General features: G+C 45.0%; 17 protein-coding genes. 4 read left to right on the top strand and 13 right to left on the bottom strand.

Annotation, left to right across the window (positions count from 1 at the left end):
- Positions 1–121 precede the first annotated feature (121 nt).
- Positions 122–964, top strand: coding sequence for a helix-turn-helix transcriptional regulator (locus ACLIIY_RS27920; protein WP_005451367.1), 843 nt, complete (start codon positions 122–124; stop codon positions 962–964).
- A gap of 12 nt (positions 965–976) precedes the next feature.
- On the opposite strand, the gene ACLIIY_RS27915 is transcribed toward ACLIIY_RS27920, so the two are convergent.
- Positions 977–1,753 (bottom strand): PTS sugar transporter subunit IIA, encoded by a 777-nt coding sequence (locus ACLIIY_RS27915; RefSeq protein ID WP_005432062.1) that lies wholly within the window; start codon positions 1,751–1,753, stop codon positions 977–979.
- Between the two features lie 12 nt (positions 1,754–1,765).
- Positions 1,766–2,065 (bottom strand): PTS fructose transporter subunit IIB, encoded by a 300-nt coding sequence (locus tag ACLIIY_RS27910; protein WP_005441202.1) that lies wholly within the window; start codon positions 2,063–2,065, stop codon positions 1,766–1,768.
- Between the two features lie 232 nt (positions 2,066–2,297).
- On the opposite strand from ACLIIY_RS27910, the gene ACLIIY_RS27905 reads away from it, so the two are divergent.
- Positions 2,298–4,169, top strand: coding sequence for a fructose-specific PTS transporter subunit EIIC (locus tag ACLIIY_RS27905; RefSeq protein ID WP_038870415.1), 1,872 nt, complete (start codon positions 2,298–2,300; stop codon positions 4,167–4,169).
- A gap of 63 nt (positions 4,170–4,232) precedes the next feature.
- Here ACLIIY_RS27905 and ACLIIY_RS27900 read toward each other — a convergent pair whose 3' ends face one another.
- On the bottom strand, positions 4,233–5,120 hold the full coding sequence (locus ACLIIY_RS27900; RefSeq protein ID WP_434528962.1) for a LysR family transcriptional regulator: 888 nt from the start codon (positions 5,118–5,120) through the stop codon (positions 4,233–4,235).
- A gap of 101 nt (positions 5,121–5,221) precedes the next feature.
- Between ACLIIY_RS27900 and ACLIIY_RS27895 the strand changes: the two genes are divergently transcribed.
- Positions 5,222–5,590: a DoxX family protein gene (locus tag ACLIIY_RS27895; RefSeq protein ID WP_434529533.1), complete on the top strand. Its 369-nt coding sequence runs from the start codon at positions 5,222–5,224 to the stop codon at positions 5,588–5,590.
- 116 nt (positions 5,591–5,706) lie between these two features.
- Positions 5,707–6,585: an NAD(P)-dependent oxidoreductase gene (locus ACLIIY_RS27890; RefSeq protein ID WP_152164123.1), complete on the top strand. Its 879-nt coding sequence runs from the start codon at positions 5,707–5,709 to the stop codon at positions 6,583–6,585.
- A gap of 195 nt (positions 6,586–6,780) precedes the next feature.
- Here ACLIIY_RS27890 and ACLIIY_RS27885 read toward each other — a convergent pair whose 3' ends face one another.
- The 10 genes from ACLIIY_RS27885 to ACLIIY_RS27840 form a co-directional block, all read right to left on the bottom strand.
- On the bottom strand, positions 6,781–8,217 hold the full coding sequence (locus ACLIIY_RS27885) for a catalase (protein ID WP_009704876.1): 1,437 nt from the start codon (positions 8,215–8,217) through the stop codon (positions 6,781–6,783).
- A 294-nt stretch (positions 8,218–8,511) separates the two neighbouring features.
- Complete coding sequence (locus tag ACLIIY_RS27880) at positions 8,512–9,129, bottom strand: glutathione S-transferase family protein (protein WP_038893477.1); 618 nt, start codon at positions 9,127–9,129, stop codon at positions 8,512–8,514.
- A 14-nt stretch (positions 9,130–9,143) separates the two neighbouring features.
- Entirely contained in the window at positions 9,144–10,175 is a 1,032-nt protein-coding gene (locus ACLIIY_RS27875; protein WP_434528961.1) for an NADP-dependent oxidoreductase, read from the bottom strand.
- A gap of 102 nt (positions 10,176–10,277) precedes the next feature.
- A complete protein-coding gene (locus ACLIIY_RS27870; protein WP_434528960.1) occupies positions 10,278–10,865 on the bottom strand; it encodes a TetR/AcrR family transcriptional regulator in 588 nt (195 codons plus the stop codon).
- A 50-nt stretch (positions 10,866–10,915) separates the two neighbouring features.
- Positions 10,916–11,236, bottom strand: a complete 321-nt coding sequence (gene yqfB, locus ACLIIY_RS27865; protein WP_005432046.1) for a N(4)-acetylcytidine aminohydrolase — start codon at positions 11,234–11,236, stop codon at positions 10,916–10,918.
- Between the two features lie 98 nt (positions 11,237–11,334).
- Positions 11,335–12,735 (bottom strand): serine hydrolase domain-containing protein, encoded by a 1,401-nt coding sequence (locus ACLIIY_RS27860; protein ID WP_434528959.1) that lies wholly within the window; start codon positions 12,733–12,735, stop codon positions 11,335–11,337.
- A 98-nt stretch (positions 12,736–12,833) separates the two neighbouring features.
- Positions 12,834–13,223, bottom strand: coding sequence for a VanZ family protein (locus tag ACLIIY_RS27855; RefSeq protein WP_434528958.1), 390 nt, complete (start codon positions 13,221–13,223; stop codon positions 12,834–12,836).
- 2 nt (positions 13,224–13,225) lie between these two features.
- Positions 13,226–14,533: an oligosaccharide flippase family protein gene (locus ACLIIY_RS27850; protein ID WP_434528957.1), complete on the bottom strand. Its 1,308-nt coding sequence runs from the start codon at positions 14,531–14,533 to the stop codon at positions 13,226–13,228.
- 8 nt (positions 14,534–14,541) lie between these two features.
- A complete protein-coding gene (locus tag ACLIIY_RS27845) occupies positions 14,542–15,573 on the bottom strand; it encodes a glycosyltransferase (protein WP_434528956.1) in 1,032 nt (343 codons plus the stop codon).
- Positions 15,570–16,403 (bottom strand): putative capsular polysaccharide synthesis family protein, encoded by an 834-nt coding sequence (locus ACLIIY_RS27840; protein ID WP_009704868.1) that lies wholly within the window; start codon positions 16,401–16,403, stop codon positions 15,570–15,572. Before ACLIIY_RS27840 ends, ACLIIY_RS27845 begins: the two co-directional genes overlap by 4 nt.
- Between the last annotated feature and the right edge of the window lie 42 nt (positions 16,404–16,445).

The raw sequence follows: 16,445 nt of genomic DNA, 5'->3' as shown, positions 1-16,445 counted from the left end.
GCGTTAACTGGATTTTTGTAACCTTAAAATGGAAGTGTGATTTTGCTCAATAGCACAAAAATCCAGTAGGGTGTATATCTATAGGTATAGCATCATGGATGCGTGTTTAAGAGTACGTAAAATGATTTTTCATGATTTGATTTCATCAGTATTAAACGAGCGAGAACCATTCCACAATATATGGTTTGCTGGTGATTTTCATACACCACCTGAATTTAGCTATCAGGTTAACTTCCCTCGATTAGAATTGGTCTTATCTGGTGAATATATTAATGAAATGGAAAGTCATGATCGCAAAGTGACGCATATCGTGGCGAAAACCGGTGATGCGATATTTATTCCACCTAACTGTTGGAATAAACCTGACTGGGATACAGACTGCTCGGTATTAAGTATTCTCTTTGGTCGCCGTCAATTGGGTTTGAGTCTCGTGTCCAAACGTAAAGGGGAAGCGAGCTTTTACGATATTCAAAAACACAGTATTCAAACTCGTTCTGGATTTGCCATTGATAATATCTTGGAAGCACTGAGTTCATTGGCTCGTGAGTGTAATAAGAAGCCAATGGATGAGTTACTGCTGCAAGCCTTGTTGCAATACGCTAAGTCGATGTTAGATGCACCTATTGAGACGCAGGCACACAGCCGAGTGCAAGATCTGTATCAGGGCATTTGTATCTACATCCAAGAGAACTTCCACCGCCCAATCACACGTGACAGTATTGCGTCGAGGTTCAGCATCTCTTCTAACCATTTGTCGCGTTTGTTCCGTCAGCAAGGTCACATGACGTTAGCCGATTACATTACGTGGGTACGGGTAGACCGCGCGAAGTTTATGCTCAAGAAATACAACTTTAAGTTGAATGAGGTATCGGTGCGCTGTGGATTCAAAGATGTGAACTACTTCTGTCGAGTCTTTAAGAACCGCACGGGCAGAACACCGACTGAATATCGCGGTTCAATTTAAAGCAAGTAAAGATTAAGCGAGCAGCCTCGACATGGCGTACATCAGAAGCGCCTGCAAGTCGACGCTGCTTTTTGTTAGCAGTAAACGTTCAGCCATTTGGTCGGTCAGCAGGTTACGAGTTAAGTTGGTTGCCGCGATGATGTGCTCGCGTGTGGGCTTCGCTGGCATTACTAATGCTATAGCAAGATGCACCTCACCCATTTTGGATGCCCAATCCATCGGAATCTCGTTCGCGATAACTGCAACAGAAATGTGGTCTACACCTTCGAACATGACATGGGGCAGGGCAATGCCTGGTGTTACTGCGGTTGAAGATCGTTCTTCGCGTTTGATAAAGGCGAGAATGAGTTCGTCTGGGTGAATCGGATGAATAAGCTGAGCTAGCCCTTTCAAGCACTCAAATTTCGTGAGCTCGGTGTGCGCTTTGGCGTAATGCCATTGGATTTCACACGGTGGGCAAATCTGGGGAAGTCGCTCTGCAAGTTGGCTTGAGAACTCGTAATTAATGTGGGAACCCACAACGGTAAAGTTTTCAGCAATGATGTCTTTGATAACGAAACAGGCAAGCTCGGCATCAATACCGATGGCAGTGATTTGGCACAGGTCGCCTTGCTGCAAGCCGACCTGTAAAACCGCGACTGACTTGGTGAGTTCAGCGATGCGGTTTTGGGTTATGTTGATGATGTGTATCGTGCTTTTGAACTTTTTGGCGACGCGATTGAGGGGCTGCGCTACGTGAGCACTGGCATTAATATCGTCGACAAAAAAGGTGATTTGGTATTCGTTCATCAGCACAGCGTATCATCGACAGTGCACGAGGAACACTTTATCGACATTGAGTAACACATCTTCAATTGGGATTTGGACTTTGTTGGTGCCTTCAAAGCGGGCTGGTTGTTCAATCTCAATATCGGACACAATTAAGACACGATCCGCCTGTGCAATGTCGTGGGGAGTGAGCTGATTCTCAATACCCATCGCACCTTGCGTCTCGACCTTAATTTGTACGTTATGCTTAGGCGCAGCTTTCATTAGAGCATCTGCCGCCATATAAGTATGAGCGATGCCTGTAGGGCACGCTGTCACCGCTACGATTTTCATGTTCTATCCATTTTATTTTTTGTGGATTTTAGCATAGTGGTCGACGAAAGGATGGATTTAAAGCAGATAATCGCAAGAGCTCTATCACAGTTTAAATCTCATGTTACATTAATCCAGTTAATGCACTTTTTATCCTGTATTGAAAACAGAAAGTGTTGGTTACTCTGTACACAGTCATAGATGGAACAAATAACTCATGACTCACGAGCGTGAACATTGCAAGGTACAAACAATGGACATATTAAACCTTATTGAGCCGGAAACCATTTGCTTGGATTTGCAGGCTCAAACCAAAGATGAAGCGCTCAAAGAGCTCGTCGAATTGTTGGACGCGGCGGGCAAGCTCACTAGCAAAAGTCAGTTCTTGGCGGACATTTGGAAACGAGAAGAGATTGGCAATACCGGCTTTGACGAGGGTATTGCCATTCCTCACGCCAAAAGTAATGCGGTCGCTAAACCCGCGGTCGCAGTAGGCATCAGCCGAAAAGGGATTGATTACGGTGCCGATGACGGCGAACTGTCTGACGTATTTTTTATGCTGGCTTCTCCGGATGGGGATGACCACCACCACATCGAAGTCTTGGCACAAATTTCCACCAAAATCATTGAAGATGGTTTCGTCAATAAGTTAAAAGCGGCGGAGTCAGTGGAGGAAGCGCGCGAGCTACTTACCGATATTCAATCGAACACGAATGACTCTGGTATCGATCCTTTAGAGTTTGCGTCTGAGCCACTCAGCCCTTGGGCGCAGAAGCTCGGAAGAATGAAAGAGCACTTGCTGTTTGGCACCTCTCATATGATTCCGTTTATTGTCGCGGGCGGCGTATTGTTGTCTTTGTCTGTGATGATTTCAGGCCATGGTGGTGTTCCGGAAGAAGGTATTTTGGCAGATATCGCTGAGATGGGTATCGCAGGTTTGACGCTGTTTACCGCGGTATTGGGTGGTTACATTGCCTATTCGATTGCGGATAAGCCGGGTCTGGCTCCGGGTATGATTGGCTCATGGATTGCGGTTAGTCACTACAACACCGGCTTCTTGGGCGCGATTGTGGTCGGATTTTTCGCCGGCTTTGTGGTTTGGCTGCTGAAGAAGATTCAATTGCCGGACAGCATGAGTTCGCTCGGCTCGATCTTTATCTACCCACTGGTTGGTACGTTTGTCACCTGTGGCGCAGTGATGTGGGTGATTGGTTCACCTATCGCCAGCGCAATGACGACCATGAACGATGTGCTCACGGGTATGGCGGGCTCTGGCAAAGTGATGTTGGGCACTGTACTGGGTGCAATGACTGCGTTTGACATGGGCGGCCCCATCAACAAAGTGGCGACCTTGTTTGCTCAGACACAGGTGAATACTCAGCCGTGGTTGATGGGTGGTGTCGGTATTGCGATCTGTACCCCGCCTCTGGGCATGGCGTTAGCGACTTTCCTATCGCCAAGTAAATTTAAACGTGATGAGCGTGAGGCCGGTAAAGCGGCGGGCATCATGGGTATGATTGGCATCAGCGAAGGGGCGATTCCGTTTGCTGCCGGAGACCCAGCTCGCGTCCTGCCTGCGATTGTCGCTGGTGGCATTGTCGGTAACGTGATTGGTTTTATGTTCCATGTCATTAACCACGCTCCGTGGGGCGGCTGGATTGTACTGCCTGTTGTGGATGGCAAGATTGGCTACATAGTTGGCACAATCGCAGGCTCGTTTACCACAGCATTGATTGTTATTGCGCTTAAGAAGACGGTCACAGAAGACGACAGTCCGGTTGGTCAATCTCAAGCTTATACGTCTGTGCAAGGTGAGGGTGAGGCAGATATTCTTGCCGTGACATCTTGTCCATCAGGTGTGGCACATACCTTCTTAGCAGCGAAGTCATTAGAGAAAGCCGCCTGTGCGTTAGGCATTAAGATCAAGGTCGAAACGCAAGGTGCGAACGGCATCATTAACCGAATCACCGACAAAGATATCGCCAAGGCGAGGTTTGTAATCTTTGCTCACGATGTGGCCATCAAAGAGCCGGAGCGATTTAGAAAAATGAAGGTGTTGGATGTCAGCACTAAAGACGCGATGCTCAATGCCGCAGCACTGTTGCAGGCGAAAAGAATCCCTTAAGTATGTAGCCCCCTAACTAAGGCTATCTGCTAGTTAGCTCCATCATTTTTGATGGAGCTTTTTTTATCCCTTAGAAAAGTGCTTAACCAAGAAATCAATGAAAGTGCGAATGCGCTGAGGTTGGTACTCACTATCTTTGTAAACCATGTACATTGGTAGCTTAACTGATTGATATTGCGTTAGTACTTGAATCAACTCACCGTTATTAAGCTCTTGTTCTACCATCCATTTTGGCATTGCAGCGATGCCTTGCCCAAGCTTTGCCATTTGCACCAGCATCTCAGGACTATCACTTCGAACCTGCTCTTTCACTTTGACTTTAATGGCTTCATCACCATCGCTAAAACGCCACAGGTTAGACGGATTGGAGAGTGAGTAGGTTAAGCAAAGATGTTTGCTCAAATCGTTGGCGGTATGGATAGGTTTGTTCTTGTCGAGGTAGCTGGGAGACGCGAAGTAAACCAATTCGTTATCCATCAACCAACGCGCTTTTAAACCCGAGTCTTTTAGATAGGCGGCACGAATCGCGATATCAACATTGCCTTCAACTAAATCGACAAACTTGTCCGAAACTGACACATCAACACTGAGCTCCGGATGTTGGTTGAGAAACTCATTCAGTGGCGCAGATAACAAGCGAACGCTAAACGCACTCGGCACTGAAAGCTTGAGCTCGCCAGAGACCGACGCTTGCTCTTGTCTAAGCTGCGATTCGAAGGAATCCATTTGTTCTGTGAGTGTCTGCGCCAATTCGAGATATTGCTTTCCACCAGAAGTTAAGCTGATAGCGCGAGCATGACGATGAAACAAGGTGATGCCGACTTCACTCTCAAGCCAAGCGATCTTCTTGCTTACCGCACTCTGAGTGGTATTGAGTTCGTTAGCCGCGGCAGTAAATGAACTTAACTGAGCGACACGAGAAAAGACTTTCAAACAATCAAATTTATCCATGACGCATTCCTGTTTGGAATGATAAGTAGCTAAATACTACTCTCCTTAAGTTTTAAGTGGAATGCTTTAATATTTCCATTATCTGTTCGGGAGTTAAAATTATGGTGTTGATTCAAGGGTTGTTAATCGCGTTTTTCTTGTTTGCCAGTTCCATCAAAATCATCGGTTGGGTGAAGCCGATTTTTGAGCCGCAGCTCGCTTTCTTTCATAAATATGGATTGAACCGTGCCGCTATGTTTTTGGTTGGACTGGTTGAGGTAACGGGTGCAATTTTGATGTTAATTGGCTTGTTATCGACGAACAACTTGTTAAGTGCGATAGGTGCAAGTTTTATTGTTTTCACCTCCGTTGGTGCGATGCTTTTCCATTTTCGTTTTGATACTTGGAAAGATGCGATTCCGTCAATGGTGACGCTTTTATTATCACTTTTGGTGGCTTCGCCTTTAATTGAGTTTGTTGCGCTTATTTAAGACGAAATTATTGCAAGTAATGTTCTGAAATCTTTAGTAACATGTTTCAAATATTAACTGTTTCAAATAGTAATAGTTTCAAAACGTCACTTATTTCGAATTCAAGGAGGCTTGCAATGGAAAAACTAAGAGTAGCATTTATTGGTCTGGGTGTGATGGGATACCCAATGGCTGGTTACCTAAGTAAAGCGGGCTTTGAAACCAAAGTATACAACCGCACAAAAGCCAAAGCCGATAAGTGGGCTGAAGAATACCAAGGTGTGGCTTGTGAAACACCACGTGAAGCGGCAGAAGGCTGTGACATCGTTTTTACCTGTGTGGGTAATGATGATGACGTTCGTAGCGTTGTTTACGGTGAAGAAGGCATTCTGGTTGGCTTGAAAGCGGATGCAGTGCTAGTGGACCACACAACGACTTCTGCAGACCTAGCGGTTGAGCTGGCTGAAGCGTGTGTTAAGTACGGCAATCACTTCATTGATGCGCCAGTTTCTGGTGGTCAAGCGGGCGCAGAAAATGGTGTTCTAACCATCATGTGTGGTGGTGAACAAAGCATTTTTGAACGTGTCTCTCCAGCGATGGATGTGTACGCGAAGCAGATGACGCTACTGGGTGAAAACGGTCAGGGTCAACGTTGTAAGATGGTAAACCAAATCTGTATTGGTGGCGTTTTACAAGGTCTGAGTGAAGCTTTGCTGCTGGCACAAAAGTCAGGCTTGGACATCGCTCAAGTTGTAGAAACGTTGAAGCACGGCGCTGCAGGTTCATGGCAGATGGAGAACCGCGCAAATACGATGGCGGAAGATAAGTTCGACTTTGGCTTCGCTATTGATTGGATGCGCAAAGACTTGGGTTTCTGTCTGCAAGAAGCAGAGCGAGTGGGTCTAGAGCTTCCACTGACTAAGAAAGTGGATGAGCAATACGCAGACCTTCAACGAGATGGTTTAGGTCGCATGGATACATCAGTACTGATCAAAGCGGTCGCTAAAAATCAGTAGTTGATGAATCAGTAATAGATAAACAGTTCTTTGGTATCAAAGAGCTTAAAGAAATCTAAGTTAATCATAATGAATCTCCTTGAGCATGGTTTGTGACTAGTGATTAAGGATTAGTGATTTGAAATCAGGAGGTGCTGTAGGGCACCTCCTTTTTTATGTCTTTTAATCACACAGTGTGATGATTACCGCGTTCGCTTACTTGTTTAAGCCTAGTGCAATCTCAAGACCTTTGCCGTACGCTTCGTCCGCTTGGTATGCGTGTTGAACGTGGCGTTGTTGGATGAACTCTGGCACACCGTCCATTGCGCGAGCTGTGTTGTCGAACAGAGTTTGACGTTGCTCTTCGCTCATCAGACGGAATAGGTCACCCGCTTGGCTGAAGTAGTCTTCGTCTACACGGTGATCGTAGTGATCAGCGTTGCCGTTGATGCGTAGAGGTGGCTCAGAGTAATCTGGTTGCTCTGCCCATTCTTGTTTGTAGTTTGGCTCGTAACCTAGTGTTGAACCAAAGTTGCCATCAACGCGCATTGCGCCATCGCGGTGGTAACTGTGAACAGGGCAACGAGGCGCGTTCACTGGGATTTGATGATGGTTCACACCTAGACGGTAACGCTGAGCATCGCCGTAAGCGAACAGACGACCTTGTAGCATCTTATCTGGAGAGAAGCCGATACCAGGTACTACTGCTGCTGGGTTGAACGCTGATTGCTCAACTTCTGCGTAGAAGTTTTCTGGGTTACGGTTCAGTTCGAACTCACCAACTGGGATCAGTGGGTAGTCTTTTTGAGACCATACACGTGTTAGGTCGAATGGGTTGAAGTTGACTTCATCCGCTTCTAACTCAGGCATGATCTGTACGTACATCTTCCATTTAGGGAAGTCTTGACGCTCAATCGCTTCGTAAAGGTCACGGTGATGGCTTTCGCGGTCTTTACCTACGATTGCTTCTGCTTCTTGGTCAGTTAGGTTTTTGATGCCTTGCTGAGTTTTGAAGTGGAATTTCACCCAGTAACGCTCGTTTTCTGCGTTGATGAAGCTGAATGTGTGGCTACCAAAACCATGCATATGACGGTAAGAAGCTGGAATACCACGGTCACTCATTACGATAGTCACTTGGTGGAATGCTTCTGGTAGTGATGTCCAGAAATCCCAGTTGTTGGTAGAGCTACGCATGTTAGTGCGAGGGTCGCGTTTTACTGCGTGGTTTAGGTCTGGGAATTTTAGTGGGTCACGTAGGAAGAATACTGGTGTGTTGTTACCAACCAAATCCCAGTTACCTTCTTCAGTGTAGAATTTTAGTGCGAAACCACGGATGTCGCGTTCTGCGTCTGCTGCACCGCGCTCACCAGCTACAGTAGTGAAGCGAGCGAATAGTTCTGTTTTTTTGCCAATGTCAGAGAAGATTTTAGCGCGAGTGTATTTTGTGATGTCGTGCGTTACTGTGAACGTACCGTAAGCACCAGAACCTTTTGCGTGCATACGACGCTCAGGGATCACTTCGCGGTCAAAGTGTGCCAATTTTTCAAGGAACCAAACGTCTTGTAATAGTTGAGGGCCACGAGGACCTGCAGTCATAACGTTTTGGTTATGTGCGACAGGGCAACCTGCTGCTGTAGTCAATTTCTTGCTCATTTGAATTTCCTTGCAATAGTGATAATAAATCTTGTCTTTTGGATGAATCCGAAAGTTATGCGAGGAGAATAACGCTGCAATTGAGAAGAAAAAAACTGTTATTAGCAATCAGTGTGATAGGTATCACCTATGCTTTAAGTGCTTGTTAATTAATGGCTTTATGTCAATTAGCATTATTTGTCGTGTGGATTATAAATGGTATTCAGGCATGCTTGTTGTGAATGATTTCTGTCTATTTCAAAAATTCCCGAAATAGACAGAAATTCTCAACGGTTTGAGAAGGTTTCAACTCGATTAACTGAATTTCACTTCAAGTTCTTCTGCTTTAGTAAACGCAGGATGAGTCGCGAGCTGTGCACCATAACGTTGGATGTTTGGGAAGCGCTCAATGACGCCAAACTTGTTTAGGACATCGACGACAAAAGACATCATGAAATCCGCGCCTGTTAGTCGCTCTTCTACAAAGTAGGTTTTCCCTTCTAGGCTTTGATCAACGTAGCCCATGACTTTCATGGTTTCCGCATCGGCGTAATCCGCAAGGAAATTGGTCTGTGCGCCATCTTTAGCAACAAACATCTTGAGCAGCAGGGGAACCATGGCTGAGCTCTCTGCAAAATGCAGCCATTGAATGTACTGCGTGTAAGCTTTGCTGCCACGCTCTGGTGCAAAACGTCCATCTGCATACTTTTCAATTAAGTATTCAGTGATAGCACCAGACTCTGTAACGATCTCGTCGCCATCTTCCAATACAGGTGACTTGCCGAGTGGGTGAATGCTCTTGAGCTCAGGTGGTGCAAGGAAGGTGACGCTGTCACGAAGGTAAGGCACGATCTCGTAGTCCACTCCCAATTCTTCTAACAACCAAATGATGCGTTTTGAGCGAGACTGATTTAAATGATGCAGTTTAATCATGGAAGAATCCTTTCTTATACAGGTTGATTGGTTTGAATAACAAGCTTGCCGAAGTTTTTGCCTTCCAGTAGACCGATGAATGCCTCTGGCGCGTTTTCTAAACCTTCTACTAGATGTTCGCGATAGTGGATTTTGCCTTCTGCTAGCCATTGGCTAACATCTTTGACGAAGTTTGTGTAGCTTTGCTCGTAGTGGTCAAAAATGATGAAGCCTTGCATCTTGATGCGTTTAACCAGAATGTTACCCATCAGCATCGACATACGATCTGGACCTTCAGGTAACGCTGTCGCGTTGTATTGAGAAATCAAACCACAAAGTGGCACGCGAGCGCCGACATTTAGCAGAGGTAATACCGCGTCAAAGACCTTACCGCCTACGTTTTCAAAGTAGACATCGATACCTTTGTCGCATGTTGCTGCTAGTTGCTCTGCAAAGTCATCTGCGGTGTGATCAAGACATTCATCAAAGCCTAGGGTCTCTTTTGCGTACTGACACTTCTCTGCACCGCCTGCGACACCGATTACACGACAACCTTTTAGCTTACCGATTTGACCAACCATAGAGCCCACCGCACCAGTTGCAGCTGCGACAACTAAGGTATCGCCAGCTTTAGGCTGACCAATTTCCAATAAACCCACATAAGCGGTAAAGCCAGGCATACCAAGCACACCAAGGGCATAAGAAGGATGCGTCGGCTCACTGCCTAATTTAAACAGACCTTCGCCGTTAGATAGCGCGTAATCTTGCCAGCCAGTGTAAGCTACCACCCATTCGCCAGTTTGGAAGTCAGAGTTTTTCGATTCCAACACCTGACAAACGGTCCCGCCAACCATCACATCGTTTAGCTCTACAGGATCAGCGTAGGATTTGCCTTCATTCATACGGCCGCGCATATATGGGTCAAGAGACAGATACACGCTGCGCAAAAGCACTTCACCTTCACTCGGAGTAGGGATGGCAGTTTGTTCTAAACGGAAGTTCTCTGGGACTGGCGAACCTTTTGGACGGTTAGCCAATACGATTTGACGGTTGAGCGTTTGGGTCATGGTAAGTTCCTATATTAATTATTAGACCAGTCGTCTAGTTTTGATTCCTAAAAAATCCGCCGTACTTTTTGGGTAAAGATAAGGCGGATTAAGTGTGGTTCGTTATTTGCCTTTTAGCATACTTTGAGTGCTCTCAAAGCTACGCATTAAACCGGAACGATCTTGATACAGTTTGTTGAGTAAGCTTGCGCCAATCCATTGATGGTAAATCAAATGGGCGGTTTGTTCTGCTGACTCAACTTGGATAGAGCTGTCTTCAATGCCCGCTTGGACACAATCTTTGATGGCTTTCACTACTTGAGTGGCACCCAAAGCCAGTTTTACGCGCATTGCTTCTGAAAGATCAGAGACTTCAGCACTCAACTTCACGACCAAGCATTTGTTGGCGTTACATTGGCCATTTTCAATCGCCATCCAGCGTTCGAAATAGCTCAAAAGGCGGTCGCAACCAGAGCCTTCACTTTCAGTAAAGTGGGCTGTGATCATCTTAAGGTAGCGAGAGAAGTAATCTTCAATCAATGCCTCACCAAATTGCTCTTTCGACTTAAAGTAATGGTAGAAAGAGCCTTTCGGCACATCCGCTGCCTTTAAAAGTTCTGAGAGCCCAACGCTCGTAAAACCTTTGGTCACTACCAATTGGTAGCCGACATCGAGAATGTGTTGGCGTGTATCGTTCGTTTTTGCGTTCATGAGCAATACTATAAAAGCGATTAGACCAGTCGTCTAGTGAATTGTGGTTCTTACTTGATCAGTTCGTATTCAATCACATACAGTTCATCGATATTCGGATAGATCTCGCGAATAAGCTCTTTCAGTTTTGGCAGTTCAATCGCTTCTTGTTCTGCGTGGAACTCATTGATGTCATCAAATTTCAGTGGTGCAACTGATAGGATTTTGATGTCACACACCTTGCGGTCTGTTTCTAGGGTGAACACTTCCACTTCAGTGTTTGGCACGTAGTGGCTTTCTGATTCATCACGAATCGTGATCGTCTTTTTACCCGCAGTGATAAGTGGTGTTAGGAATTCAAAGAAAGTGATTTTAGTTGGATGTGAAGACATAACCGATGCTCATATTAATGTAATAGGGCGAGAGTATATCTCGCCCTTTAAGAAAAATATCCAAAAAAGTGCTAACCGAGGAAACCTGCGCTGAGTCGCTATTTCGAGGAGCGCAGTCGGTAGTAGGTCTCGGTATGATTGCCACTTTTCGCTTTAACGTTATTGGTCTTTCCCTGTTCATTTTTTACGGGGCTGAAGGTTAAAATGATGCCGAAAGCTTTGTTCTCGAACTCGTTTTCCGTCATTGGAATGAAAGTAAATGAAGGTTGACCTACCATCTGAGCTTTTAATGCCCCATCATCAATAAACACCTCTACTACCTTTTTGCCATCCAAGGCTTTGTATGTTCCAGTGAAGGCCTTAAGTTGCCCTTCATTCATTGTCATGTTTGGGCGGTCATAATCTGGCAATTCAACCTTCTCGCCAAAGTATAAACCGATAATATTTCTCACAATATCGTCATAGGTTTCATGAAGTCCGTTGATTGAGATGACAATCGCAACATCTTGTTTGGGGAAGTACAACATTGACGAGCGATAACCTTCCAAGAGACCATCGTGTCCATAGCGTTCCAGTTGCGAGTATTCAGGGCTGTAAATACCAAAATACTCCATCGTCATCATTTGCACTGCCTCTTTCGGGAGCAACTCACCTTGGAACAGTGCTCGAATGAATCGAGAAACATCGAGTGTTGTTGACGTAATGCTCGCCGCTGCACCTGTTACGGTTGGCGACCAGTGTGGTGTGATTGCCACCCATGCGTTGTTCCAGTAATAGAACGAAGTAATGTGAATATCGCACGCCTTGAGATCAAGACAATACTGAGTGTGCGTTAAGTTCAATGGTTGCGTGATTTGAGCGCGGAGTATCTCGTCAAAGCTCTTTCCCGTGACTTTTTCAATGATATAGCCTAGCAAAAGGTAATTTGCGTTTGAGTATTCATATTGACTGCCTGGTGGAAAGTTAGAGGGCAGCGCTGCCAATCTCGCAATCATTTGTGCTTGCGTTTGAGGCTTTGTGTAGTAACTCAGAAAGTCGGGTTCATCAATAAAGTTCACCAACCCAGAGCGGTGTTGGAGCAAATCTCTGATGCTGATGTTCTCAGCGTTGCTAATCTCAGGAAAGAAGTCGTTCAGTTTGGTGTTCAAACTAAGCTTATTTGCTTCAATTAACTGCATCACCATGGTAGCCGTCATGGTTTTGGAGATAGATGCCACTTTGTATGGGCTTGAGCTGTCTGCGGGAACATAACCTCGGCTGGCTAATAAACCAACTTTACGGTTTGAGTAACCGGTTTGTTTGTCCAACACCACGTTACCTTTATCCAAAATAGTGAAGCTGCCCATGGCTTTGTTGTATGTGAAGAGATCGTCGATATAACTGTTGATGACGGTGAGTTTGTCTTCCTGTGCTTGTACTTGTGTTATGCACGAGAGCGTAGCAACTAAGGCAATAGCGGATTTGAATGCAATTCGAGAAAGTGTTCTTTTTAAAATCAAGGCGCTGTACAGAATGGAGAAAGGATAGAGAGAGTATAACGCCTGTGGAGGACAGGCGTGTAGTTTGTCGATTTAGAGTGGCGTGTACGCCGGAAAAATCACTGACTAGCAAAGAGTTTTATAAGTTTTGCACAGAAATAGCCCAAAATGATACCTATCCAGTTGGTGCTTAAGTCATCAAAACTGAATGAGCGAGTTTCGATAAACAGCTGACTAAACTCTTCAAGAGAAACGATACACAGCAGAATAATCAGCAGGCGAATGCCAAACATATCTGCTTTTGTTGCCCTCACCCATTTCGGGAAATTAAACACCGCAAGAAACCCTATCAATAGGCTAAAGGTGAAGTGTAACGTGCTCGAACCACCGACGTAGTTCTCCATGCTTTGATACATGTTATGGTCGATGTCTGAGCTCTTCCAAAGAGATAGAGACACGGTCAGTAGCAATACGCCAATAAAACTAACTCTTGCAATCGTATTTGTCATGTTTACCCCACAGGAAAGAAGCCTAAGTAACGTTTCACAAAATACAGCGCGGCTAGATTTTGAATTGCTAAGCCAATCGCAATGGCCCAAGCTGCGCCTAGAACACCATAGAATTGAGATAGAGCAATTAGCAGCAAGATAGAAACAACACCAGACACGATAGTGATGTATTTCATCGTTTTTTCGTGCCCGCTCATGAGTAATAGGAAACCAACCGAGCCTGTTGCCACGTTGATTAATTGCCCTAAAGATAGTGCGATAAGGAGTGGGGCAGCAGCGACAAATTCTTTGCCAAATAACTGCATCACAAACTCGGGTAACAAGACACAAACAATCACCGGAATCGTTGCGGCTGCGATATTCGCACGGCACGCAAGGCGGCTCAGATTACGTAATCGATCCATCTTGCCCTCTTTGTAGAGTGAGGCAAACATTGGCGCGACAACAAAGTTGATGGTGATGAGGACAAAGCCAATGAGCAATGATGTCCTCTGTGCTGCGGCAAGTAAGCCAAGCTCAGAAGTTGAGATGAAGAAACCCGCAATGACTAAGCTTCCCCACTGGACTAAATTGGTGAAGATACTGCCAATCCAGACTTGTTTGGCTGAATAGGAGAGTTCACTGTTTGCACTCGTTTTTCCATGCTGATATTCGCCAGAACGAACCCATTGAAGCGTCGACTGTAACGCAACAATCGCTGCTGCAATTAAGAGTAAGGTCATCAATGTATCTGTGGTGATCAACAATGATGGCCTTGCAGCAACAATCAACAGCACCATAAGAAAGCTGACGCCCAATTGCAGTGCGATAAGAGATGAAATCATTCTCTTGCTTGCTTGTAGTACTCGACTGTTGGTTTGACCGATCACGAGGAGAGGAATAGCCGCAAGCGCGAATATAAGGGAGAAATCAGATACGTTAGTGGTGTTGAGTTGGCTTGGGAAGGTGATAAACGCCAAGTAAATAAGAGCACAGGCGAGGAAACTGAACAAAAGGCTGCGTACCAAAGCAATCCGATAATTATTACTTTGCTCATTCCTGTTCTGGTTTTTAAACGCGATGGCATTGAACTTAACTAGAGAAATATTGAAGCCCAATTGAGCAATAATGGCGACTAAGGAAACAAGGTTAAACAGATAAAAAAACTGACCCGCAGTGTTGGCGTCAGAGTATCTTGATACTACTAGGGTGAGTAAGAAAGCGAAGAAAGCGGCGAGGGCTTTTACTATCCCGGTCGCGGCACCGAGTGAGAAGAACTGCTTCTTTTCACTCGGTAAGTTTTGGAGCTTTTGACTAATGGATTGAAGCATAGAAAACCTTAGTTATAGATGCTGTTTAACGCCAAACGTTGCTTCTCTTCACTGAAAGCTTCGTTGAGCCCAATCGTGTATGGATGAAAGTCAATTTCATGGTAATGATTGATGCAATGAGTCAACTGCTTCGCCATGTCATGAGGACTTTGTGCTAAGAACGGATAATTCAGGTCTTTCGTTGCGCCGATAGAACGAATCACCATAGGTAAATGCATTTTTGCTGCTTCAAGGATGGTGAGTGGCATTCCTTCCCAAGCGGCGGTGTGCAAATACAAATCTGAGTTTTTCAGTAAGCTCACGACTTCATTACGTGGAATCATCCCTGTTACTGTTATCCCATGACTACGCAACTGATCTTCGAGTTCAGTATCACCTCCGCCAATCCAAGTGATATCGAACTCGCGTGTTAGGTCGGATTGCTTGATATGACTTAACGTGTCGAGCAGGAATTGCGGATCTTTTTGTGGGGCGACTCGGCCAAGCACTACAAGTTTTAAGCTGGATAGCGTTTCGCTTTTTGGTCGTTCGTTACTCTCATAGGTCACGTAGTTATTGAGCAACTCTGCTCGTTTTGCACCAATGCTGACAGCCAAATCGCACTCACGCTGACTGCAACCTGCGACAACATCAATCTTGTTCATTTGGACTTTTTCTAACGTCTTATATACGTAGCGAGCAAAACCGGAGATATCTTCACGCTCAAACGCATAACAATGTGGTGTGTAGATCAAACGGGCATGGCCGATCTTTAGAAAGCGCCCTAAAAAGCCAGCTTTACTAGAATGCAAATGAACGATATCTGGCTTTAATTCACTGATAAATGCATTCGCATCTTTCATAAATTGCAATAAGCCACCTTCGACCCATTTCGTATTTTGGAAGACATGATTACTGGATTCGTTCGTCATGTCATTTGAGCGTGCACGGGCGAGCAATGAGTGCTCAAAAGGTTCGGAGCGTGATGAATGGACGTAGCTATAAAGTGCAGTTTGAACCCCGCCCCCAAAGGCTTCGGTAATGTGTAATACTTTTTTCATGCTGACTTCGTCCCTGGTGTTTGCTTCCACTTATTTTTGAAAGCTTCACGCTCTTGTTCTGAGTAAACATGGCGATAAAGAGGGAGGTCATACATGTAAAAAAGCTTGGAAAAGTCGTAGTGTTCTTTGAAGTACTGGTGGATGTTGGAATACCACTTGTTCTTTGCTTCATTACTGTTTTTAAGAATGAAGTCATCAAGTTGAAGAAACTCACCAATCTCTTGATCGAGTGAGCTCAGTTGCTCACATTTGATCAGAATAACGCTCGCTTGATCGTTGTTAAACGTATAGAAAGGTTGTGTGTTATCCAGTTCTTGGCGTAACACATCAATGTTGAAGTTGCGCTTAAGTTCGTTATCAAACCAGTTAGCGAAGTAATTCAGGTTGATGTAGTTATCGAAGCAATGCTCCAGGTGTTTGTAGGTCACATCCATATCGCGATGAATCGCGTCATTTTTCTTACCTTCAATAAACTGAAGATGTAAGTCTTGGAAAAAGCGAGAGAAAACGGTCGCGATAGGATCACGAACGAGTGTAACGATTTTAATGTGTTCGCGTTTTTGTAAGATGCGTTTACGTTTGTTTAAGACTAAGCGATACATGGCGCGATTTTTAAAATCAAAGAACTTACTTACATCCTTTTTATTGTGATACATGTGAAATTCTTCATGATCATCAAAGGTATGGATGTGGTAACTCGGTATTTTTCTTTCACCTAACGTGTGCTCAATAGACGAAGAGCCGACTTTGCCCATTTGATAAACCAATACGAAATTGTCGGCTTGAAGTTCTCGGTTTTTTTCAAATTGTCGAGAGATTGAATATTTCATTTATCCTATCCTTGATAACTATAAATTCGTTGTTCCGCGGCG

The organism is Vibrio sp. K4 (genome assembly GCF_051122595.1).
GTDB classification, from domain to species: domain Bacteria; phylum Pseudomonadota; class Gammaproteobacteria; order Enterobacterales; family Vibrionaceae; genus Vibrio; species Vibrio owensii.
This window is presented reverse-complemented; position numbering and strand designations above follow the sequence as displayed.